A 22,867-nucleotide genomic window follows, 5' to 3' on the forward strand; every position below is an offset into this window, starting at 1 on the left:
CTATCTTGGCTACAGAGTCATTAGAAATGACTGAAAAGTATCATTCTCCGCCCTTTTTCCACAACCTGTCTCCGGTTACGCCAAGCAGAATAATCCTGTTCCCAATCAGTATCAGCGCAGGCAAGAACAGGAGATAACAATATGAACCAGCGTTATAACTATAAAGCTCCCGGTAATCGCAGTGTTTCCGCCCCCGGCGGCGTGCAGTTGAAAGATATCCGCAAACAGCTTCCTTTACGCGTGCTCAGCGAATCTGATTTTGAGTTCTGGCGCGCATGGGGGTACGTCATCATTCCCAATGCAGTGGATGCGAAACAGGTGCAGGCGGTGCAATCGTTGCTTTGGGAGTTTACGGAAATGGACCCAAAGGACGCCGCCACCTGGAGTAAACCGCAATTGCGTCAGCATGAAATGAAGGAACTCAACAACAGCGGCATGGTGGAGTGTTACCACCATCAGGCGCTGTGGGACAGCCGTCAGACACAACGCGTTTATAACGCATTCGTAGATATATGGGACCGCGAAGATTTATGGGTCACCATTGACCGCGCTAACCTGAACACGCCTAATCGCGACGGACGCCAATTCAGCGGGTTCATTCATTGGGATGCAGACTCGACAATGAACCCGCCCCCTATTGGCGTGCAAGGCGTATTGGCGCTGTCGGATACGGACGAGCATTGCGGCGGCTTTCAGTGCGTACCGCAACTTTTTCACGACTTTGAACGGTGGAAACAAAGCCAGCCTGCCGGCCGCGATCCCTGGGTTCCCGATCTGACAGGCTATGAGCCAGAGTTCATTCCAATGCGCGCGGGAGACCTGCTTATCTTCAACAGCCTGCTGGCCCATGGCATTCGCCCCAACAGGTCTGACCGAGTGCGTATGGCCCAGTACATCTCTATGGCGCCAGCGGATGAGTCCGATGAAGAGATGCGGCAGTGGCGAGTGACTTCATGGCGTGAGCACACGCCTCCGCAGGGATTCGCATTTCCCGGCGATCCCAGAGAGTGGGAGAAAACGCGTTATCCGCAAGCCCAACTAACGCCGCTTGGCGAGAAGCTATTGGGCCTGAAGTCCTGGCGCGAGAGTCGCGTCGAGCTGGCTTAATCCGCTTTGGCGAACTCCGACGGCGGCTTGACCAACTCAAAACCGCTGTCGGCTTTGCCTTCTTCAATAAAGAAGTCATCGCTGTCCTGCGGAAAATTATACTGGAAGGTGTCCTCAGTAATGGAAATCACCCGAAACGAGTTGGACTTGCCGTCGTCATGCGTCTCCAGATACATACCGCCTTCGTAATCCCATGCGCCTTTCTCAAGCACCAGCGTATACTTTTTCGCAGACATATCCATGGACAGATATTCCTGCTCAAAACGACCATCCGCTGTCCGCGTGATTTTCCAATACTCCTCAAGTCCAGAGTAATTGCCTTCGTCGTCCGCACTACCGTCACCCTGCCAAACGCCCACCAGAGCCGCTTTAGCTTTGGTTGCGTCCCCTTTCAACTCAACATCCGCATTACACGCATTCAGCGACATAGCAGCCGCTAAACAGAAAAAGCTATAAATCCGTTTCATAAGGGAGAGCCAATCTCTTTGTGAAATGTTCTTGTATTAACCGAGGCCGTCGCCACCATCCTGAGCGACCACGCATGCTTACGCACACCCTATTCTTAGATGGCGATTGGGGGAAAAGCAAATTAGCCCAGCAATTAGTCACTCAGCAGCGGGCATGTCAGATTAAGACGAGCCAACCCTAGGCCCTAAAAGGTTTTTTCGAACAACTTCCAGGCTACCTCAAAGCTCATCCCAGCCTAATCTGTGAGGAGATTAAAAGCTTGGAACGCAAAACTCTCACCTTAAACAGATTACCTATATTGAGCGTCCGTCGCAGTGAAACCAGCAATATCATTTGCTCCCAGACCTTCACGAATCTCAGTCATTAATCCGTTGGCGGCCTTTACTGCATCAATAGAGAATGCCCTGTCGTCTATGCCAGGAAATGAGAATCTAAGTAAATCCAAACCGGTAAGCGCTTTGTCTAGAGAACCAGATCCAGAAATCTTATTGTACAGCCGAGCCGCAAAGTTTCTTCGGTAGGCTATATTTATGTCCGATACAGGCTCAACAGCTTTATCACCAACTATTACAAGCCCTTTCGGTGGAAGTTCGCGATAATCATGGTCTTTTTTTGTATAAATCAGAGCTCCACCTGAAAAAACAGGACTATAAATTCGAGCTTTTTAAGGTGATACACGTACAATATCAGAAACATTTCCATCACCCACTAATAACTCAGCAATCTCATCACAACCTATTGTAACGAGCTTATCTAGTGGAAGATCGACTGCTAAATTTACTATATTTCCCCATACCTTATGATCTTTACCTTCACAGATAACATCCTCAACAAATTCTTCTAAATGAATTCACTCGCTCTGGATATTCTGGGTTCGATATTTCTCCTATAAGAAAAAGCCCAGGAACATTTTCGTTTCTCCTCTTAAGCCTTGGCACTGCTAAAATTTGGCTCATAACCTTACTTTTATTATGTTCTTTTATATCACGTAATAGCTCTACCATCCCCCTAATCATCTATACTCCAGAGAGTCCAGTATTTTTATCACTCATTACAGTATGGATAGTACGGATCATAGCCATTAATAAAAGCACCCCAATCTCCGTTAGACATCTTGAGCGTTTTTCTAGATTTCAAGCTACTCATATCTTTCTTTCTCCCATCCCCCTATATCTTCGCCATCACAAACAACACACTCAATAAAGTCCAGTATTATGCTGACATCAAAACCAATCAGCTTCCTTTTTAGGTAATATACCGCTAGTGTTTTATTAATATCCACCAAACTTGATACCTTTTCATAGTCACTGGAACTGAGTTCTCTGAAACTCCCATACCTGTCACCTTCTCCTATGGGGAAGGTTTTTCCTATCACTCCCTCTATTTTATCCTCGATGTTATATTCACTCATCTATTGCTCCATTCTATCTTCACATCAAACTCAAATTTGAACGCCCTGAACCACTATATTCAATTTTCAGATAGTGTCGATTATCAAGTAGTCGCTTACACAGTCCAAACTAGCGCCATTCCAAGCATTGCGTCCCTGCAAAGCTCAATCAAAGCCTGATTTCACCCACCATGATAAATAGACAACGCCATGCGGCGCACATGGGCTGGGAATTCGGTGGCGTAGTTGCTCCAGTCTTTGTATTGATCCAGTTTCAGTTCTTGCGACCAGTGTGGGATGTTGTCCATGACCGCTCCGGGGCCTTTGGTGGTTATGGTTTTATTAATCTGCGCAGAGACCAGTTGAAAGAGATCTTCCACGAAGGTTACGTTTTCCTGCAGGGCCTGCACGGATGTGGAGGTTGAGTGTGCGTTGACCGCGATCTGTGGTTTCAGGTCCTGCATCAGTTTGAGGGCTTTTCGCACGCCCAGATAATTGTCGTTGTCCATCCATACGCCTGGGATAATGTACCGGTCTGCATATAGGTCCGCACTGTAGACAATACCGTCTTCGGGCAGGTGAATGATGGTTGATGCGAAGCCGTCCGCGGGCCCGACGTGAATCAGCGTCACTTTACGTCCGCCAAACTGGAAACTATGTCGGTCATCGAAGACCGCATGCACCTTTTTCGGAGCAGCGCCTGTGACATCCAGATCAAAAACGGCTTTGCAGGAAATGTGGCAAATTACTTCCGCGCCGGGAAACGCCTCCGTACCGCCGACATGGTCCAGATGCTCATGGGACAGGACGATCCGGGTCACTGGGCGAGAAGTCAGCTTGGCGATTTCGGCTTGCAGCGCTTTCGCCCTTTCTGGAGTCGCAGGATCGGTTATCAAAACGCCATCCTCGGAGAGCAGCACCAGGCTGGTGACGCCGGCTTCAGAAATTGCGTACGCGCCCTGCTTCAACTCAGTGACTTCCGCCGCCGCGGCATCACCGATCATTAGCGCCGCCGCCAATACCCGAATAATAATACTGTACATTTCAGTCTCCTCATTTACTTGGTTTTATCGCTCCCGTACGGCAAAGCGTATTCGCCGAAGAAGAGACGAAAGCCTAGGAATCAATTGGTTAACGGATGGTTAACGTTATATTTAATCGGCAAGATGACGCCACAGGCGTTTAGCCTCGCATTCAGGCATTTCCTGTGCTTTAATGCGCCCGTTTAAACCCACGTAAATATGAGGAGACTGCCATGGCACGGGCTAGCGCGCGTCACATCCTGGTAAACAGTGAAGATCAGTGCAACGATCTGAAAAAGCAGATCGAAGACGGAGCGGATTTCGCCGCTCTGGCCAAAGAACACTCTCAGTGCCCCTCCGGCCGTAATGGCGGTGAACTGGGCGAATTCGGCCCAGGCCAAATGGTTAAAGAGTTCGACCAAGTGGTTTTCAGTGCGGAAGTCGGCACTGTTCAGGGTCCAGTCAAGACTCAGTTCGGCTACCACCTGCTGGAAGTCACCAAGCGCACTGACTAAAAGCGCCGGGGGCGATGCGTCATAACGTCGCCCTTCTCTCCTCCCCCCCCCTTTAATCTGTAATCAGCTTCTCTTTTTCCACTTTCCCTCTTTAAATTTCCCGACTTTCCCTCCATAAATAACTTCAACCTTTTATCTGACCACCCCACAACGGTCCGCCCATGCAGCAAGACGTTTCTACAGCCCGCATCGGGGCGCTCAAAGCCACGCTTGAGTTTATTCTTCCTTACAAACGACAAATCGTATTCGCACTCTGCGCGCTGTTTTTCACCGCAGGCATCACCCTGTCCATTGGACAAGGCGTGCGACTGCTCATCGATCAGGGCCTGGCGACGCAGTCCGAGCAGATGCTGTCGCGCTATGTACTTATCTTTCTGGGCCTGATCGTCGCACTGGCGCTGGGCACCTTCACCCGCTACTACTGGGTGACCTGGCTGGGCGAGCGCGTGGTGGCGGATATCCGCCGCAAGGTGTTCGATCATCTGATTGAGCTGCATCCCGGGTTCTTTGAAAGCAATCGCGGGCTGGAGATTCAATCCCGCCTCACCGCTGACACTACACTGCTGCAATCAGTCATCGGCTCCTCCGTCTCTGTGGCGCTGCGCAATATCATCATGATGATTGGCGGCATCATCTGGCTGTTCATCACCAACGCCAAACTCACCGCCATCGTCATGATTTCCGTGCCTCTGGTAGTGTCTCCCATTCTGATATTCGGTCGACGGGTGCGCGGATTGTCCAGGCGCAGCCAGGACAAAGTAGCGGATGTCGGCTCTTATATCGGCGAAGTGCTTGGACAAATCAAAACCGTTCACGCTTACAACCATCAAAAGCTGGATAAACAACGCTTTTCGGAGCACGTTGAAGACGCCTTCAACGTCGCCAAGGAGCGTATCGTACAACGCGCCATCCTGGTGACAGTGGTCATCGTTCTGGTGCTAGGCGCGGTAGGCGCCATGCTGTGGATCGGCGGTCTGGATGTCATCCAAGGACGCATCAGCGGCGGCGAACTGGCGGCGTTCGTGTTCTACAGCGTGTTAGTTGGCGCGGCGGTAGGCTCCGTCAGCGAAGTAATCGGCGAACTGCAAAGGGCGGCCGGCGCCGCGGAACGTATCGTGGAGCTGTTGCAGTCGAAGAATGAAATCACGGCGCCGCAATTCGGCGTGAAGAGTCTTCCTGAGCTGATCCCCGGCAATCTGTCTATTCGCGACGTCAGTTTCTCCTACCCGGCGCGGCCGGACGCGAACGCCATCGACCACCTGAATCTCGACGTTGCGCCAGGAGAAACTCTGGCGTTAGTCGGACCATCCGGGGCTGGCAAGTCCACCCTGTTTGACTTACTGCTGCGCTTTTTCGATTGCAAGGCCGGAGAAATCCGCTTGGAAGGCGTGGATATTCGGCAGCTTGAGCCTACGGATTTACGTCGTTGCTTCGCCCTGGTGTCGCAAACGCCAGCGCTGTTTTTCGGCTCCATTGAAGACAATTTACGCTACGGCAAACCAGACGCCACTCAGGAGGAAATCGAGGCCGCCGCCAAAGCCGCGAACGCACATGATTTTATCGCCGCGCTCCCACAGGGCTATAAAACCCGGTTGGGTGACGCCGGGCTAGGCCTGTCCGGTGGTCAGAAGCAACGCATCGCCATCGCACGCGCTATACTCACCGACGCCCCTATTCTGTTGTTGGACGAAGCCACCAGCGCGTTGGACGCACAAAGCGAATATCTGGTGCAGCAGGCTCTGGAGCGCTTGATGGAAGGGCGCACCACGCTGGTGATCGCGCATCGTCTGGCGACAGTGAAAAATGCGGACCGCATCGCCGTATTGAATCATGGTCGCCTGGAAGCCCTGGGCTCCCATAGCGAGCTGATCCGCGACAGCGAACTGTACGCGCGTCTGGCGGACCTGCAATTCAATACGGAATGGGAAGAGCCGGTCGTGGAGTAATTCGGGGCCGGTTAGTTCGCTTGGGACTCGGGCTCGCCCGTGTCCTCTTCTTCATACGTCGGTAAACGACACAGGTATAAGGTGGTGCAGGCGCCAATGCCGCTGAGCATAATCAGGCTCCACAGTTTGCCGACGACCACCATGGAAATGGAGAGTCCCACCCACAGACAGATCAACGCCCGCAATCTCACCTTGCGGGTGACGCCGCGCCCGGACTCGAAGTTCTTCACGATTGGACCCAAATGACGATGGGACACCAGCCAGTGATGGAATTTCGGTGAGGAACGCGCGAAGCAGGCGGCGGCGAGCAGAATAAAGGGCGTGGTGGGCAATAACGGCAACACAATGCCAATGACGCCAAGCACAACGGAAGTCCAGCCAACGACGACCAGCAGTATGTGAAGAGATTGTTTACGCATGTCGCGCCAGTCATCCAGAAAGTGAAATCCAGGAAAACTCCGTAAAACGGCAACCAGCTCGTTTTCAGGAGGGCCCACATCGCCAATGCTAGTTTCAAACAGGAAGCAAGGCAAATTCAGACACTCGGCATATTGACCTGCGCCAACGAGCGGTACACTCTGTTGCGGGCCGTTGTTAATATCAACGATTCTCCAAACGATACAAATAGTTAGCCCGTCTCTTTGGGGGCTTACGCGAACAAGCACAGAGCAAACCCACTCCTTACGCGCAGCGGAGAGATCCATGAAACAAGAAACCATCGCCATTCACGGCGGCTTTGCCGGCGACCCGACCACCCATGCCGTCGCAGCGCCGATCTATCAGACCACCTCCTACTATTTCGACAACACTCAGCATGGCGCTGATTTGTTCGACCTGAAGGTGGAAGGCAACATATACAGCCGCATCATGAACCCGACCAACGCCATATTGGAGCAACGTATGGCGCAGCTGGAAGGCGGCATTGGGGCCTTGGTGATGGCCTCCGGCATGGCGGCGATCACCGCCACGATTCAAACGCTGACCCGCGCTGGCGACAATATCATCAGCGTCAATCAGCTCTATGGCGGCACCTACAACCTGTTCGCCCACACACTGCCGCAATCCGGCGTCACTGCACGCATGTTCAACAGCGACGATCCCGCCTCCCTGGAAGCGTTGATCGATGAAAATACCAAAGCGGTTTTTTGCGAGTCCATCGGCAACCCCGCCGGCAACGTGGCGGATCTTGAAGCCCTCGCCGCAATCGCCCACAAACACGGCATACCGGTGATCGTCGATAATACCGTCGCCACTCCCGTGTTGTGCCGTCCCTTCGATTTCGGCGCGGATATCGTGGTGCACTCATTAACCAAATATATCGGCGGCCATGGCACCACCATCGGCGGCGTGATTATTGATTCTGGCCGTTTCCCCTGGAAGGACAATCCCCGCTTTCCGCAGCTTAACGAGCCTGATCCGTCCTACCACGGCGTGGTGTATACCGAAGCCCTGGGCGACGCCGCTTTTATCGGTCGCGCGCGGGTCGCGCCGTTGCGCAACATGGGCGCCGCCCTGTCTCCATTCAACGCGTTCCTGATTCTGCAAGGCGTCGAAACCCTGTCATTGCGGATGGAGAGACACGTGGAAAACGCCATGGCGGTATGTCAGTTCCTGGCGTCTCACCCCAGCGTCAGTTGGGTGAAATATCCCGGTCTGGAGAGCAGTCCTTATTACGAGCTGGCGCAAAAGTATATGGGCGGCAAACCTTCATCTGTGCTGAGTTTCGGCATCAAAGGCGGCAAAGAAGCAGGCGGCCGCTTCATCGACGCCTTGCAGATGGTCAAGCGGCTGGTGAATATCGGCGACGCCAAAACCCTCGCCTGCCACCCCGCCACCACCACGCACCGGCAGCTGGATGAAAAAGAACAAGCCGCGGCTGGCGTTTCTCCGGATATGGTAAGACTGTCCATCGGCATCGAGCACAAGGACGACATCATCGCCGACCTGGAGCAGGCATTGGCGCAGGCGACACCGTAGTTAGCGCAATTTAAAGACGCTATTTGTCTGCAAGATGAAGACTGATGTAGCGCGCCGCCGATTATCCGGCGGGCGCGCTATAGACCTACCCAGTAATCACTTCCCTTCCATCAACGTGGCGTATAACTGCGGCAGTTCCCGCGGTAGACGCTCAATATTGTTGACCAGCACATAGCCTTTGTCGCCAAACAAGAACGGCAGGTATTCTCCCGCTTCTTTGTCCACCGTGATACAGAACGGAATCAGCCCCGCCCGTCGCGCTTCCAGAACCGCCTGACGGGTGTCTTCAAGCCCGTAACGGCCTTCGTAAAGGTCGAGGTCATTGGGTTTGCCGTCGGTGAGAATCAATAACAGCCGCCGCGACGCCTTCTGGTCCCGCAGTATGATTGTGGACTGGCGAATCGCCGCGCCAATGCGGGTATAAAACCCCGGTCGCAGCCCGACTATTCGGCCCCGCACAACATCTGTGTAGGGCTCGGCAAAGTTTTTAATGACATGAAAACGGACATGCTGGCGTTTGCAGGAAGAGAAACCGTATAAAGCAAAGCGATCGCCAACGGCGTCCAGCGCTTCAGAAAACAGCAGCAAAGCGTCGCCGATCACATCGATCACGCGCCTGTCATTATCCACATAGGCGTCAGTAGACATGGATAGATCCGCCAACAGTAGACAGTCCAAATCCCGCAAACGTCCGTTAAAGCTCTTAAACATGGGCTGCTCGACGGCGCCTCCGGCGATTCGGTCGGCGCAGAATTCGTTCCAGCGCTCCATTTCGATTTCTTCACCGTCCGCCTGATTGCGACGCCAAACGCGCATGGGGCGCATCATCTCGAAGCGAGCGCGCACCTCTCGCACCACTCTGCGTAGACGGGATGGCGGCGCACAGGGCGGCGCGCGATGATCCAGCATCGGCTGTAGCAGACAATGATCTGGAAGCAGTCGTCGGCTGCGATAGTCCCATTCAGGCAGATGCAAACCTGGCCCCAATGGCGTGTCGTCCTCGCTGGCGGAAGGCAGGTCCAGGTTCAGCTTGATACGCTGACCGCCGCCGAATTCCTGGGTGGACAGACTGAGATGATCCAAATCTTCAGCGATGCGCGCCGCATCCTCATCCGTGCTGTCGTCCGCCGTGCGATCCAGCTTCAGGTATTCAGACCAGCTAAACAGGTTCTCCAGACGAAATACCAGCAGTCCTTTGTCGCCGTCGTGGTCCTGTACGTATTCTCCCTTCGCCTTCTTTTCCACTTTCTCTTCTGGCGCAGCCGGTGGCCGCTGCATCTGTGCGTCCGACGCCACATCTCGTCGCACCGACATATCAGAAGCCCGCAGGGAGGAATACAACCAGAACGGTGGGGGCTGCAGGCCATCGATATCCGCATCCTGGATCAAGGCTGTTTCGGGAGACAGCATCGCCGCACGCAACCGAGACTCTTTGTCCTGCAGCGTCGGCGGGAGGCTTTCAAGTGTCGCGCGTAAGGGGATATAGGCAGACACCATGGCGTCATACCGCGCGCGCATCGCTGGATAGGCGGCGCGCAGAGCGGCATATCGAAGGCAGGCGTTTTGCGCCCACCCGGAAACGCCCGGAAGCGACTGCGCCGCCACCGCCGCCAACATCCTGTAGATTTCCCGATTCAGCTCAGCCTTGGGAAACAGGGCGATCGCCTCCGGCAGCGCCAGCACTTCCTCATCCAGATAAGCCAGCGCCAGACGTCGATGACTACCCGCCACACGCTGCCATAATGTACGCGGCAGCGTAACGGGCCGCTCAGCGGCGGCCTCAATGCGCACAGCGCGTTCACCGCCCAGGGCGCGGTACAGGACGCCCACTTCCTTGCGCATCTGCGTCAAGGTTACCGCCGCCCCGGCGTAACGGTCGTCCGCATACCCGGTTACTACCCGATGCCAGAGACCGCCGACCCACTCTTCCACTTCAAACATGACGAATGGCTCAGGCAGACTGAGTTTGCGGGCCTTTTACAAAGAAACTGGCGAAGTAACAGACCAGTCCCACCAGAAACACCACTCCCGCGCCTTCCCGCAACCAGTAGAAAACGGCGATTTTTTCCTGGGTCACCATAAACGGCAAGGCTCCCGCCGCCTCCGGCAGACGCTGCAGCCACACCTGTAGAATGCCGGCCCCCGTCAAAAACAGCGTGATGAACACCATGGCGACAGTCATTAACCAGAATCCCCACATTTCCACCACCTGGGAGCGATTGCTGTTGCCCTCGGTGCGCCCGCTCAATACCGGCATTGCGTAAGAAATAATAGTCAGCACGATCATCGCGTAGGCGCCATAGAACGCCATGTGGCCATGGGCGGCGGTGATCTGCGAGCCATGGGTGTAATAGTTGACCGGCGCCAGTGTATGCAAAAAGCCCCAGACGCCCGCGCCCAGAAACGCCATCACCGCTGTGCCCATCGCCCAAAGCGTGGCGGCCTTGTTGGGATGAACCCGACGCCGACGGTTGACCATGTTAAAGGCGAAAATGGTCATAGCGAAGAACGGCAAGGGCTCCAGTGCGGAGAAAAAGCCACCCAGCCAATGCCAATAAGGCTCAGGGCCAATCCAGTAATAATGGTGCCCCGTGCCGATAATACCGGTAATCAGCGCCATGCCGATGATCACATACAGCCACTTTTCAATCACCTCGCGATCCACGCCGGTCACCCGGATGAGTACAAATGCGAGAATCGAGCCCATGATCAATTCCCACACGCCTTCCACCCACAGATGCACCACCCACCACCAGAAATACTTGTCTAAAGCCAGGTTGCTGGGATTGTAGAAAGAGAATAGAAACATCACCGCCAACCCGACCAGGCCCGTCATCAACACCACATTGATCACCGTTTTGCGGCCCTTGAGAATGGTCATGCCCACGTTATAGAGAAAACCGAGGCACACGATCACGATACCCACTTTGGTCAGCGTGGGCTGCTCCAGAAACTCCCGCCCCATGGTCGGGAAAAACTTGTTGCCGGTGATCTCCGCCAGCTTGGCGTATGGGACCATGAGATAGCCCAGAATCGTCAGCACGCCGGCCGCGGCGAAGACCCAGAATAAGATCAACGCCAGTTTCGGGCTGTGCAGTTCCGTTTCGCACTCTTCCGGGACCAGAAAATAAGTCGCCCCCATAAAGCCGAACAGCAGCCACACAATGAGCAGGTTAGTGTGCACCATGCGGGCGACGTTAAATGGAATCTCGGGAAATAAAAAATCCCCGATCACATATTGCAGGCCCAGGATCAATCCAAACAGGATCTGCCCGGCGAACAGGATCAGGGCGAAAACAAAATAGGGTTTGGCTACCGCCTGTGACTGGTATTTCATGCCTTTTTCTCCGTGCTGTCCCGCTTAGCCTTCAATATTGGGCGGCCAATTGTTGTCATCGATTTTGGAGGTCCATTTGAGGAACTCCGCCAGATCCTCCACCTGCTTGTCACTCAGGTTGAATTGCGGCATTTTGCGACGCCCTGGCACATCCAGCGGCTGCGCCGCCATCCAGGCTTTCAGAAAAGCAGTGAAAGCCTGTTCGCCGCCGCGGCGGTCAAACACATTGGCCAGCTCCGGCGCAAAATACGCGCCTTCGCCCATTAACGTATGGCATCCGATACAATTGTTTTCCTCCCAGATTTCCTTCCCTCTGGCCACCGCCTCAGTCAGTTGATCCCGGTGATCACGCTGCGGTAGAGCCTGGGTGGTTTGATAGGTCAATGCGAGAAACAGCAGAATAAAAAACAGACTGCCGCCGTAATAAATATTACGGGCGGCGCTCTTACTGAATTTTTCCGGCATGGCTTGCTCCCTGACGAAGTTGATGATGAGGTGGAAGCCCGGTGCGTCCGGACTTCGAGATAAACCTGGCTTTGTTACGGCGGCAATGAACGGCTCCTCACTCCCGCCCCCAAATAGACAGCGGACGACCGGCGTTTTCGCGGGTCAGCGCATATACGCCCCAGATTACGCAGGCGCCGTGCGTCGCCACCCAATAGACCAGGACCAAGGTGACAGTGATCGGCTCTCTGTCGCTCAACCACAACACGAGCAACGGAAAGACCACCAGCAGGACGCCATTGATAAGTCCGCCAATCAGCGCAATCCTCTGCGCCGCCAACAACGCGGCGGGCGCGCTCCGACGACTGCGCCAAAACCAGCCAAGCAAGATCAAAAACGACGCTCCCGGCAGCGCCAGCAGGTTCATCAGATACAAAATGTGAGGCCATAAATACGCTCGTTGCGGCATGAGATCTCCCATCCGGAGTTCCGGTCAGTCAATCTCTGCCGAAGTGAATATCGATCACCTGCGATAAGGCGCGCAGCGTCTCTTCGTCGTCGGTCAACGGCTCAACCAGACAGGCCTGGCAGGCCCGTGTCGGTTCGACCCCGCTGGCCATCAAACGCGCGGCGTAAATCAGCAAACGGGTGGACGCCGCTTCTTCCAGATCATGTTGCTCAAGACGCCGCAAGGCCGCTCCCACGTCAACGATCCGCCGCGCCAACGATGGGCTGACGCCGCCCTCTTTTTCCACGATCCGGGCTTCCAGTGCCGGCGCGGGATAACTCAGACTGACGCCGACAAAACGCTGCCGGGTGCTGGGCTTCATCCCTTTAAGCGCGTTCTGATAGCCGGGGTTGTAAGAGACCACCAGCATGAAGCCCGGCGCGGCCTGCAATTGTTCGCCAGTGCGGTCGATGGGCAGGATGCGGCGGTCATCGGCCAGTGGATGCAAGACCACAGTGGTGTCCTTGCGCGCCTCCACCACTTCGTCCAGATAACACAACCCGCCTTCCCGCACCGCCCGGGTCAAAGGGCCGTCCTGCCAAAAGGCCCCGTCTCCGCCGATCAAATGACGCCCCACCAGGTCCGAAGCGGTCAGGTCGTCGTGACAGGCGACAGTGTATAAACGCCGGCTTAAACGATGGGCCATGTGCTGTACAAAGCGGGTTTTGCCACACCCGGTCGGCCCCTTGATCAGCACTGGCAGACCATGACTGCAGGCTTTTTCAAACAGCTCGATTTCACCGCCTTGGGGAAGGTAGAAAGGGGCGTCCTGAGTGGCGTTCATAGGCTGACGATCCTGTGCTGGGTCATGTCCGGTCTCTGTTTTTTACCCTACCCGAAACCTGTTTTCGCTCATGTACCCACGATGGGGTATTTGCCCTTGCCGCTCGCAAAACATTGATCCTCATCAACTTTGCCCGGCCGCCGCTGACCTACTCTCGTTGCGCTCAAGGACATTCACCCAGCAGCAAAAAGGGGACAGCCATGGGAATATTCAAACCTGCAACACTCGTGTATTTACTCTCCGCCGCACTCTCAGGAAACGCCCTCGCCGGCGACCCGGCAGTCGGTAAGACGAAGGCCGCCACCTGCGCCGGTTGCCACGGCGCGGAAGGAGTCAGCAACAACGGCGTATGGCCGAATCTGGCCGGACAGAAAGAGGGATATCTGGTCAAGCAACTGAAGGATTTTCGCGACGGCAAACGCAACGACCCGATGATGTCCAGCATGGCCAAACCATTGTCGGACGATGACATCGCCAACCTCGCCGCCTACTACAGCCAACTCAAATAGGAGTCCTCCCCACCTGAATCGTCGTTAAAAAAAGCGCCGTAGTTTCGCAAGGCGCGTCCGGGATCGGACGGTTTTGCGTCAGTAAAGAATCGAAATAGCAAGACTCTGATGAGAAGGACAGTGCTATGCATACAAACAGCGCTCCAAAACGCAGCCAACGCTCGCCGTCCAGGCCACTGCGCCTGCGTTACTCCACCCTTTCACTCGCCCTGGTCGCCGGCTTATCAAGCCATGCCTGGGCGGACACTAAAAGCGACCTTGTTAATTCCCCACCCGGACAATACGAAAGCGCCCCCACGGCGATGACAGGGGAAGGTCTGCGCGTTGTGCGCTCTCCCGGCGCTCCGGACCTGACGGAGGATGAGTTCCAGAAGGCGACGCGCATTTATTTTGAACGCTGCGCCGGCTGCCATGGCGTACTGCGCAAAGGCGCGACTGGCAAGCCTCTGACGCCGGACATTACTCAGACCAAAGGATCGGACTATCTGGAAGCCTTCATCAACTACGGCTCCCCCGCCGGCATGCCGAACTGGGGAACTTCCGGCGACCTCACCGCCGATGAGGTCAAACTCATGGCGAAATTTGTGCAGCATGAACCGCCACAGCCGCCGGAATGGGGCATGGCGGAAATGAAGAACAGCTGGAAAGTGTTAGTTAAACCGGAAGATCGTCCCACCAAACAGCTCAACAAGCTCAACCTGAAAAACCTGTTCTCCGTTACCCTGCGTGACGCCGGCCAAATAGCGTTGATTGATGGCGACAGCAAGAACATCGTAACGATTATAAAAACCGGCTACGCCGTACACATTTCGCGTTTGTCGTCCTCTGGTCGCTACCTGTTCGTCATCGGCCGCGACGCCAAGGTCAATATGATCGATCTATGGATGAAAACCCCGGCCACGGTGGCGGAAATCAAAGTCGGCCTGGAAGCGCGCTCGGTGGAGACGTCCAAATACAAGGGGTTCGAAGACACCTACGCCATCGCCGGCGCGTACTGGCCGCCGCAATATGTGATCATGGATGGCGAGACCATGGAGCCGCTGAAAATCGTCTCCACCCGCGGCATGACGGTGGACACTCAGGAGTATCATCCCGAGCCGAGGGTCGCCGCCATTGTGGCGTCCCATGAGAAGCCCGAGTTCATTATCAACGTCAAGGAAACCGGCAAAATCCTGCTGGTCAACTATGAAGACATCAACGCTCTGAAAGTCACCACCATCGACGCCGCGCGCTTCCTGCACGACGGCGGCTGGGACAGCACCCATCGCTACTTCCTCACCGCCGCCAACCAGTCCAACAAAGTGGCGGTCATCGATTCCAAAGATGGCGCGCTGGAGGCGTTGGTCGATGTCGGCGCCATTCCCCACCCTGGCCGCGGAGCCAACTTCACGGACGCCAAATTCGGGCCGGTCTGGGCCACCAGCCACCTGGGCGACGGCAGTATCGCCGTGATCGGCACAGACCCGGACAAACATGGCGATTACGCCTGGAAACAAGTGCGCTCGCTGTCCGCCCAAGGCGGCGGATCGTTGTTCATCAAGACGCACCCCAACTCCAGACACCTGTACGTGGACACGCCCCTGAATCCGGACGCCAATATCAGCCAATCCGTGGCGGTATTCGACCTCAGCGATATCGAAGCCAAATACAAGGTGCTGCCTATCGCCCAATGGGCGGAGCTGGGCGATGGCCCCAAACGCGTGGTGCAACCGGAGTTCAACGAGGCCGGCGATGAAGTCTGGTTCTCGGTATGGAACGGCAAGGAACAGGAATCCGCCATTGTCGTGGTGGACGACAAAACGCTGGCCCTGAAAACCGTCATCAAGGACCCACGGCTGGTGACGCCGACCGGTAAGTTCAACGTGTACAACACCCAACACGATATTTACTGATTCATGACCAGGAGAACGCGCTCGCGACGAGACCTTCTCGCGCGAGCAGCGTCGGGATGCATCCATCATGAGAAAACCGGTAATCCTCATCACAGGCGCATTGGCGCTGCTAATCGTCTGCGCTTCGCCATCCGTCCACGCCGCAGACGCCAATCACAGCGCGGCGCAATTACGCAACCTGGTGCGTCAGGACTGCGGTTCCTGCCATGGCCTTAGTTTAAAAGGCGGCCTGGGGCCTTCATTACGCCCTGAGCGTATGCAGGCGTTAGGCGGCGAAGCCATTCGCCTCATCATCGCCGACGGTAAACCGGACACCGCCATGCCGCCCTGGCGCGATCTGCTGACGGAGCAGGACATTCGCCACATCGCTCAAGACCTGTTGAGCGGCGCCTACATCAGCGACAACACTAGCACTCAGGAAAGCCCATGAAAGCGAGTATCCCCCATCTGCGGTTATTCCAACGCCTTACCCTGCTGCTGATCAGCATGGGCCTCTGCGCTTGTGCGCACCTCGACGCACGCGATGATGTCAGGTATCAGGGCGGTACGGGAGACCTTGGCCTGATCATCGAACGCACCGAAGGCAGCGTCCTGCTGGTCAACACCAGCCAGCGCCAGGTGATCAAACGTATCCAGGGTCTTGGCGATCTGTCCCACGCCTCCATCGTCTACTCCCGCGGTCAACGTTATGGTTATGTGTTCGGTCGCGACGGCGGCCTTAGCAAAGTGGATCTGCTGCGCGGCGAAGTAGTCAAACGCATCATTCAGGCCGGCAATAGCATCGGCGGAGCCATCAGCCAGGACGGCGCCTATGTGGCCGTATCCAACTACGATCCCGGTGGCGTGAATATTTTCAACAGCGAAGATTTGGCGCTGGTGGCGAGTATTCCAGCCACATCGGTCATAAAAAACGGCGTCGCCAAAGGATCGAAAACCGTCGGCCTGGTGGATGCGCCCAGCAACCGCTTTGTCGTCAGCCTGTTCGACAGCGACGAAATATGGATATTGGATATGGCGGACAGCGACCCCGCGCCTGGTCTGCAACCGCAAATTACCAAGTTCACTCAGATCGGCCGTGAACCCTATGACGCCTTGATTACCCCCGAAGGCCGCTACTACCTCGCCGGATTATTTGGCGATAGCGGCATGGCCAAGCTCGACTTATGGCGACCGCAGGAAGGAGTGAAGCGCATCATGCCGACCTATGGTCCCGGCGAGCAGCGCCTGCCGGTCTACAAAATGCCTCACCTGGAAGGATGGGCTCAGGCTGGGCGCTACCTGTTCGCTCCCGGCGTGGGCCACCACGAAGTCATCGTGATTGATTCCTACGACTGGCGCATCGTGCGTCGCATCCCCACTTACAGCCAGCCAGTATTCGTGATGGCGCAACCCGACGCGCGCAGAGTCTGGGTCAACTTCGCCCACCCGGATAACGACCGGGTGCAAGTCATCGACGTGGAAAGTCTGCAAATCATCAACACGATTGAAGCAGGCAAAGCCGTACTGCATATGGCCTTTACGCCGAGAGGCGATCAACTCTGGATTTCGCTGCGCGACGATAACCGCGTGGATATTTACGACCCGTACAGCATGCAGCGAATCGGCAGCCTGCCCGTCACGCACCCCAGCGGCATCTTTTTCACCGACAGAGCTAACAGGATCGGCTTATGAGCGCCCTTAACTCTCCGACTACCACCCATACGCCATCAACAAACACTATTGAACTCAGTGGGCTGGAGAAAGCCATTCTCAGTGACTATCAGAAAGGTTTCCCACTGACGCCACGCCCCTTTTTCACTCTGGCGAACCAGCTTGGCTGCACCGAAGCCGAGGTGCTGACCTGTCTGCAACGCTTGCAACAACTGGGCGTCATCACCCGCATCGGTCCGGTGTTCAACCATCGACGCGCCGGCGCCAGCACCCTGGCGGCGCTGCGTGCGCCTGTCGAGCAGTTGCAGAACATCGCCGAGCTGATCAACGCCTATGACGAGGTGAATCATAACTATCTGCGCGAGCACGACCTTAATCTGTGGTTCGTCATCACCGCGCCGGATGCGGATCATCTGGACGCCGTGATACGCAATATGGAGACGGCGACGGGGTTGAAGGTCCGGCGGTTTCCCATGGTCAGGCCTTACCACATCGACCTGGGTTTTCGTCCGGACTTTGATTGAAACGCAAATGATGCAGGAGACTTCGCCATGCAGTTAATTTTGAGTCCTCCCCCTGATCAGGCATCGGCGCAAGAGCGATTGCGAGTGGCGCTACAGGATGGAATCCCTCTGTCGCCACGCCCTTACCTGACGCTGGCGCAGCAGTGCGGGCTCAGCGAGCAGGAGGTCATCGAGGTTTTGCAAACCTGGGAGCAGTCACACCTGACGCGCCGTTTCGGCGTCGTCATCAATCATCACAAAATCGGTTACACCAGCAACGCCATGGTGGTGTGGGAGGTCGCCGACAGCGAAGTGAATCGTCTCGGCGCCGCCATCAGTCGCACGGGACTGGTGTCGCTCTGCTACCAACGCAAACCCGACGGCCCGGACTGGCCCTATAACCTGTATTGCATGTTGCACGGAAAATCCCGCGAGGAAGTGCTGCAACGAATGGATCGCCTGAAGGCCCAGTGCGGTCTGCAGGAAACGCCCTGCGCCGTGCTGTTCAGCCTGCGCCAATATAAACAGTGCGGCGGTCGCTACGCCCATACAAAACCGCCCGTCTCGGTGAAGGAGGTTCTATGACCGCCCAGCCAATAAATCCCCCCATCATGCGGCGCACGCCCCATGACCCCAGCGACTATCAACTGGACTCAGTGGATCGTCGCCTTATCAACCGGCTGCAAACCGGTTTTCCCATCTGCGACGAACCTTACGCCGCCGTCGCCAGCGAATTGGATATCAGCGAAGCGGATTTGCTGAAGCGCCTGCGACATTTACTGCAAACCGGTTACCTGACCCGATTCGGGCCGTTCTACCACGCCGAACGTCTCGGAGGCGGATTGACGCTGGCGGCAATGCAGGTCGCCCCCGAACACGTCGAGCGGGTATCGACGACGATCAACCGTCATCCTGAAGTCGCCCATAACTACGAGCGCGATCACGCGTTAAACCTCTGGTTTGTGGTCGCCACGGAAAAACCGGAGGACGTCGAGGCCGTGCTCGCCGCCATCGCACTGGAGTCTGGATATCCTGTTCACAATCTACCGAAACAGAGGGAGTTTTATGTTGGCCTTCACTTCCAAGCCTGACCCCGGCCAGACCGAGGCCCTGGACGCGCTTGCGCCGCTGGATCGTCAACTGATTCTGTTAACCCAGGACGGCCTGCCACTGGTCCCACGCCCCTTCGACGCCCTGGCGCAGACACTGGGGGTATCAGCGGACGAGGTTAAAGCCCGCTTTGAACGCATGCTCGCCAATGGCTGCATCCGTCGCATCGGCGCCGCGCCCAATCATTACCGCCTGGGATATCGCGCCAACGCCATGACGGTCTGGGATGTGGATGACGCCTGCGTTATGGAGTTAGGCGAGCGTATCGGCGCGCTGCCCTATGTCAGCCATTGTTATCTGCGCCCCAGAATACCGCCGCAGTGGCCATATAACCTGTTCGCCATGATTCACGGTAAAACCCGTGCGGACCTGGACGGTTATTTACAGGCGATGGCCGCCATTTTGAGCGACGCCTGCCATGCCAGCGACCAATTACTCAGCACCCGTATTCTGAAAAAAACCGGTATGCGCTTCCGTGGAGGACAATGATGTTCAGGATCAGTCATTACATGCGCGCCCTTGTGCATGAAGAAACCTTCAAACCGCGTCCGAAACCCTCCGCTCCGGTGGTCATCTGGAACCTGATTCGGCGCTGCAATCTGACCTGCCGCCACTGCTATTCCATCTCCGCCGATATCGACTTTCCCGGCGAGCTGACGACCGCCCAAGTATTCGACACCCTGGAGGATCTTAAACAGATGGGCGCGCCGGCGGTGATTCTGTCTGGCGGCGAGCCCCTGTTGCGCAAAGACATATTTCTGATCGGCGCTTACGCCAAATCATTGGGACTTTATGTGGGGCTATCCAGCAATGGCACGCTGATGAATCGCGACACCGCCGCAGCGATCAGCGACACCGGCTTCGACTATGTCGGCGTCAGTATCGATGGAACGGAAGCCACCCACGATGAGTTCCGGCAGATGCCCGGCGGCTTCAAAGCCGCGCTGGCCGGCGTGGCCCACTGTAAAGCGGCGGGAGTGAAAGTGGGGCTACGCTTCACGCTGACGGAAAACAACGCCGGACAACTGCCCGCCATGCTTGACCTGATGCGGGATCGGGATATCGACAAGTTTTACCTGTCTCACCTCAATTACGCCGGACGCGGTCTACGTCACCGCAAACGCGATGCCTTCCACCAAACCACCCGGGACGCCATGTTGCTGTTATTCGAACGCGCCCATGAAGACGTTCTCGCCGGGAGGAATAACGAATACGTTACCGGCAACAACGACGCCGACGGTCCATTCCTGTTGCAATGGGCGGCGCAGCGCTACCCGCACAGACTGCAGGAACTGCAAATGCGACTGGCGCACTGGGGCGGCAACGCCTCAGGAGTGGGTATCGCCAATATCGATAACACAGGGGAAGTGCACCCGGATACGTTCTGGTGGAATCACAATCTGGGCAACGTCAAAGAGCGGCCTTTCTCCGCAATTTGGCGGGACACTCAAGACACTTTCATGCTGGGTTTGCGCGCGCAGCCACGCCCCCTGCACGGACGCTGCGGCGCCTGCGCCGTGCGCCAGATTTGCAACGGCAACACCCGCGTGCGCGCCTATACGCAAAGCGGCGGCGACTTCTGGGCGGAGGACCCTGGCTGTTACCTGACAGATGCGGAAATCCGATCAAGCTCAGACGCACATTGATTATCACGGGAAGCCTTAATGAAATTATCGCCCATACTCCTATTCGCTACACTGACTCTGAGCGCTTTCGTCACACCAGCCTCAGCAGCGGACAGCACTTCAAACAACGCCGCCAGTGACACGGAAGCGCTGTATCAAACGCATTGCGCCGCCTGCCATCACCCCCAACGCCTGGGCGGCCTTGGCCCGGCGCTACTGCCGGAAAGCCTGGGACGTACAAGGCCCAAACAGGCGCAAGAGGTCATACTGCACGGGAGGGCCGCTACGCAGATGCCAGCGTTTGCCGGTCTTATCACAGAGGACGAGGCGTCGCGGCTGGCGGCGTATCTGTTTCAACCCTCAAAAGTAAGGCCGCAATGGACAGATGAAGATATCCGCGCCTCCCATATCATCCACTTTTCCAAGTCCGATCTGGGAGATAAGCCTGTATTCGACGCTGATCTGATGAATCTGTTTATCGTGGTGGAAAGCGGCGACCATCACGCCACCTTGCTGGACGGCGACGCCTTCAAGCCCATCCACCGCTTTAAAACCCGCTACGCCTTGCACGGCGGCCCCAAGTTCTCGCCGGACGGACGCTATGTATACTTCGCATCCCGGGACGGCTGGATCAGTCAGTTCGATATTTATAACTTGAAAACCGTAGCTGAAATCCGAGTCGGCCTGAACACCCGCAATCTGGCGTTATCCGCCGACGGAAAATGGGTGATGGTGGCCAATTATCTACCGCAGAATCTGGTGCTGCTGGATGCAGACCGACTCAGCCCGGTGAAAACCCTCCCCGTCAGCGACGGCGAACAAAGCTCAAGAGTGAGCGCCGTTTACACAGCGCCCCAGCGTCACAGCTTCATCGCCGCCATGAAAGATATCCGGGAGCTGTGGGAGATCGATTACGATAAACCGGATGTCCCTGTGCGTAAAATCGCCACCGAAGACTATCTGGACGACTTCTTTTTTGATCAGGATTACCGACATCTGATTGGCGCTTCCCGCAGCGGGGAAAGCGGTCAGGTTATCGATCTGGAGTCCGGCGCGACCATCGCCACCCTGAACCTCCCTGGCATGCCGCACCTGGGATCGGGCATCAGTTGGGAAACAGAGCAAGGCCCCTTGATGATGACGCCTCACCTCAAAGAAGGCGCACTGTCCGTCATCAGCATGAAAGACTGGAGCCTGGTGAAAACCCTCCCCACGTTGGGTCCGGGATTCTTCACCCGTAGTCATGACGGCTCGCCCTACATCTGGGTGGACGTCTTCTTCGGACCGAACAAGGACAAACTCCATGTCATCGACAAAAACACGCTGGAAATTATCGCCACCCTCACCCCGGAACCCGGTAAAACCGCCGCCCATGTCGAATTCACCAAAGATGGCCGCTTCGCGCTGGTAAGCCTATGGGAGGACGATGGCGCTTTGATCGTCTATGACTCGTTAACGCTGAAGGAAGTCACCCGACTGCCCATGTCCAAGCCGTCGGGTAAGTACAATGTGTACAACAAAACTCATTATGTACGGGGGACGAGCCATTAACAGCGGCTCGTCCAATGATTCATGGCGGCGCTCAATTGGTCAGCGCCACCTTCAACAGGTATTCGTACAGGTCCGCATAGCCTGAGGGCTTCCAGGTCTCGTCCTGATGATCCCAAAAACACAGTTCCGACTGACAAGCGCCGTCCCGCACATCGAAACCGTAAAAGTCCCCGGCATTATTCTCTGAAATCAGCACGCGCCCGGCGCGAAGATGGGCAAACTCAGCGTTAATATCAATCAGATTCCACTCGCTGCCCTCCTCAAGGGAAAAGACATTGCCGAAGGCGAAATAACCGCCGCCGTACTGCAGCAAAAAGTCTTTATATTCCTGCGGTAAACGAGCTTCCAGCATGCGCTCGGCGCGAATGAGGCTATCCTGGTCCGGAGCGTCGTCCGGCTCAAAATCAAACCAAAAAGGATGCAGGCTTTTCGCCTCACAGACACACTTTTTAAAATCTTCAAAATTCATTGTTTTTATTCCTTTGAAGTCATGAAAAGAATGTCGCTGATAATATCTCAGCCTTCACGG

Annotated in this window: 24 protein-coding genes; 14 read left to right on the forward strand and 10 right to left on the reverse strand. The window is 56.0% G+C overall.

The window, feature by feature from the left end:
* Positions 1–141 precede the first annotated feature (141 nt).
* Positions 142–1,107 (forward strand): phytanoyl-CoA dioxygenase family protein, encoded by a 966-nt coding sequence (locus tag EUZ85_RS22120; protein ID WP_127972010.1) that lies wholly within the window; start codon positions 142–144, stop codon positions 1,105–1,107.
* Here EUZ85_RS22120 and EUZ85_RS22125 read toward each other — a convergent pair.
* The 3 genes from EUZ85_RS22125 to EUZ85_RS22135 all read right to left on the reverse strand — a co-directional run bounded on the left by EUZ85_RS22125 (position 1,104) and on the right by EUZ85_RS22135 (position 4,008).
* Positions 1,104–1,535 (reverse strand): lipocalin family protein, encoded by a 432-nt coding sequence (locus EUZ85_RS22125; protein WP_164887322.1) that lies wholly within the window; start codon positions 1,533–1,535, stop codon positions 1,104–1,106. The two genes, EUZ85_RS22120 and EUZ85_RS22125, sit on opposite strands and share 4 nt — an antisense overlap.
* A gap of 1,178 nt (positions 1,536–2,713) precedes the next feature.
* Positions 2,714–2,986, reverse strand: a complete 273-nt coding sequence (locus EUZ85_RS22130; RefSeq protein ID WP_127972014.1) for a hypothetical protein — start codon at positions 2,984–2,986, stop codon at positions 2,714–2,716.
* Positions 2,987–3,147: 161 nt separating this feature from the next.
* The gene (locus EUZ85_RS22135) at positions 3,148–4,008 is read right to left on the reverse strand and encodes an MBL fold metallo-hydrolase (protein WP_127972016.1); all 861 of its coding nucleotides are present in this window, start codon (positions 4,006–4,008) and stop codon (positions 3,148–3,150) included.
* A gap of 212 nt (positions 4,009–4,220) precedes the next feature.
* On the opposite strand from EUZ85_RS22135, the gene EUZ85_RS22140 reads away from it, so the two are divergent.
* Positions 4,221–4,502, forward strand: a complete 282-nt coding sequence (locus tag EUZ85_RS22140) for a peptidylprolyl isomerase (RefSeq protein ID WP_011398176.1) — start codon at positions 4,221–4,223, stop codon at positions 4,500–4,502.
* A 161-nt stretch (positions 4,503–4,663) separates the two neighbouring features.
* Positions 4,664–6,448 (forward strand): ABC transporter transmembrane domain-containing protein, encoded by a 1,785-nt coding sequence (locus EUZ85_RS22145; RefSeq protein WP_127972018.1) that lies wholly within the window; start codon positions 4,664–4,666, stop codon positions 6,446–6,448.
* Between the two features lie 11 nt (positions 6,449–6,459).
* Here the strand turns inward: EUZ85_RS22145 and EUZ85_RS22150 are convergent, their stop codons facing one another.
* Positions 6,460–6,867: a YbaN family protein gene (locus EUZ85_RS22150; RefSeq protein WP_127972020.1), complete on the reverse strand. Its 408-nt coding sequence runs from the start codon at positions 6,865–6,867 to the stop codon at positions 6,460–6,462.
* A gap of 283 nt (positions 6,868–7,150) precedes the next feature.
* Between EUZ85_RS22150 and EUZ85_RS22155 the strand changes: the two genes are divergently transcribed.
* A complete protein-coding gene (locus tag EUZ85_RS22155) occupies positions 7,151–8,425 on the forward strand; it encodes an O-acetylhomoserine aminocarboxypropyltransferase/cysteine synthase family protein (protein WP_127972022.1) in 1,275 nt (424 codons plus the stop codon).
* 96 nt (positions 8,426–8,521) lie between these two features.
* On the opposite strand, the gene EUZ85_RS22160 is transcribed toward EUZ85_RS22155, so the two are convergent.
* The 5 genes from EUZ85_RS22160 to EUZ85_RS22180 all read right to left on the reverse strand — a co-directional run bounded on the left by EUZ85_RS22160 (position 8,522) and on the right by EUZ85_RS22180 (position 13,498).
* Positions 8,522–10,366, reverse strand: a complete 1,845-nt coding sequence (locus EUZ85_RS22160; RefSeq protein WP_127972024.1) for a nitric oxide reductase activation protein NorD — start codon at positions 10,364–10,366, stop codon at positions 8,522–8,524.
* Positions 10,367–10,376: 10 nt separating this feature from the next.
* Positions 10,377–11,762, reverse strand: coding sequence for a cbb3-type cytochrome c oxidase subunit I (locus EUZ85_RS22165; protein ID WP_127972026.1), 1,386 nt, complete (start codon positions 11,760–11,762; stop codon positions 10,377–10,379).
* Positions 11,763–11,786: 24 nt separating this feature from the next.
* Complete coding sequence (locus EUZ85_RS22170) at positions 11,787–12,227, reverse strand: cytochrome c (protein WP_127972028.1); 441 nt, start codon at positions 12,225–12,227, stop codon at positions 11,787–11,789.
* Positions 12,228–12,324: 97 nt separating this feature from the next.
* Positions 12,325–12,675 carry a hypothetical protein gene (locus tag EUZ85_RS22175; protein ID WP_127972030.1) on the reverse strand — a complete coding sequence of 117 codons (351 nt, stop codon included), beginning with the start codon at positions 12,673–12,675 and terminating at the stop codon, positions 12,325–12,327.
* A gap of 28 nt (positions 12,676–12,703) precedes the next feature.
* A complete protein-coding gene (locus EUZ85_RS22180; RefSeq protein ID WP_127972033.1) occupies positions 12,704–13,498 on the reverse strand; it encodes a CbbQ/NirQ/NorQ/GpvN family protein in 795 nt (264 codons plus the stop codon).
* Positions 13,499–13,698: 200 nt separating this feature from the next.
* On the opposite strand from EUZ85_RS22180, the gene EUZ85_RS22185 reads away from it, so the two are divergent.
* The 10 genes from EUZ85_RS22185 (at position 13,699) to EUZ85_RS22230 (ending at position 22,338) form a co-directional block, all read left to right on the forward strand.
* Complete coding sequence (locus tag EUZ85_RS22185; RefSeq protein ID WP_127972035.1) at positions 13,699–14,007, forward strand: cytochrome c; 309 nt, start codon at positions 13,699–13,701, stop codon at positions 14,005–14,007.
* Positions 14,008–14,132: 125 nt separating this feature from the next.
* Positions 14,133–15,899, forward strand: a complete 1,767-nt coding sequence (locus tag EUZ85_RS22190; protein ID WP_241566826.1) for a nitrite reductase — start codon at positions 14,133–14,135, stop codon at positions 15,897–15,899.
* Between the two features lie 67 nt (positions 15,900–15,966).
* Positions 15,967–16,329, forward strand: coding sequence for a cytochrome c (locus tag EUZ85_RS22195; RefSeq protein ID WP_127972037.1), 363 nt, complete (start codon positions 15,967–15,969; stop codon positions 16,327–16,329).
* On the forward strand, positions 16,326–17,570 hold the full coding sequence (locus EUZ85_RS22200) for a cytochrome D1 domain-containing protein (protein ID WP_127972039.1): 1,245 nt from the start codon (positions 16,326–16,328) through the stop codon (positions 17,568–17,570). Before EUZ85_RS22195 ends, EUZ85_RS22200 begins: the two co-directional genes overlap by 4 nt.
* Complete coding sequence (locus EUZ85_RS22205) at positions 17,567–18,073, forward strand: Lrp/AsnC family transcriptional regulator (protein WP_127972041.1); 507 nt, start codon at positions 17,567–17,569, stop codon at positions 18,071–18,073. The genes EUZ85_RS22200 and EUZ85_RS22205 overlap by 4 nt, the downstream gene beginning before the upstream one ends.
* Positions 18,074–18,100: 27 nt before the next feature.
* Entirely contained in the window at positions 18,101–18,637 is a 537-nt protein-coding gene (locus tag EUZ85_RS22210) for an Lrp/AsnC family transcriptional regulator (RefSeq protein ID WP_127972043.1), read from the forward strand.
* Entirely contained in the window at positions 18,634–19,143 is a 510-nt protein-coding gene (locus tag EUZ85_RS22215; protein ID WP_127972045.1) for an AsnC family transcriptional regulator, read from the forward strand. Before EUZ85_RS22210 ends, EUZ85_RS22215 begins: the two co-directional genes overlap by 4 nt.
* Positions 19,118–19,651: an Lrp/AsnC family transcriptional regulator gene (locus tag EUZ85_RS22220; RefSeq protein ID WP_127972047.1), complete on the forward strand. Its 534-nt coding sequence runs from the start codon at positions 19,118–19,120 to the stop codon at positions 19,649–19,651. Before EUZ85_RS22215 ends, EUZ85_RS22220 begins: the two co-directional genes overlap by 26 nt.
* Positions 19,648–20,808 carry a heme d1 biosynthesis radical SAM protein NirJ gene (nirJ, locus tag EUZ85_RS22225; protein ID WP_241566827.1) on the forward strand — a complete coding sequence of 387 codons (1,161 nt, stop codon included), beginning with the start codon at positions 19,648–19,650 and terminating at the stop codon, positions 20,806–20,808. Before EUZ85_RS22220 ends, nirJ begins: the two co-directional genes overlap by 4 nt.
* Before the next feature lie 18 nt (positions 20,809–20,826).
* Complete coding sequence (locus EUZ85_RS22230; protein WP_127972049.1) at positions 20,827–22,338, forward strand: cytochrome D1 domain-containing protein; 1,512 nt, start codon at positions 20,827–20,829, stop codon at positions 22,336–22,338.
* Between the two features lie 31 nt (positions 22,339–22,369).
* On the opposite strand, the gene EUZ85_RS22235 is transcribed toward EUZ85_RS22230, so the two are convergent.
* Complete coding sequence (locus EUZ85_RS22235) at positions 22,370–22,807, reverse strand: SMI1/KNR4 family protein (protein ID WP_127972051.1); 438 nt, start codon at positions 22,805–22,807, stop codon at positions 22,370–22,372.
* Between the last annotated feature and the right edge of the window lie 60 nt (positions 22,808–22,867).

This window comes from Hahella sp. KA22, assembly GCF_004135205.1.
Classification (GTDB): domain Bacteria; phylum Pseudomonadota; class Gammaproteobacteria; order Pseudomonadales; family Oleiphilaceae; genus Hahella.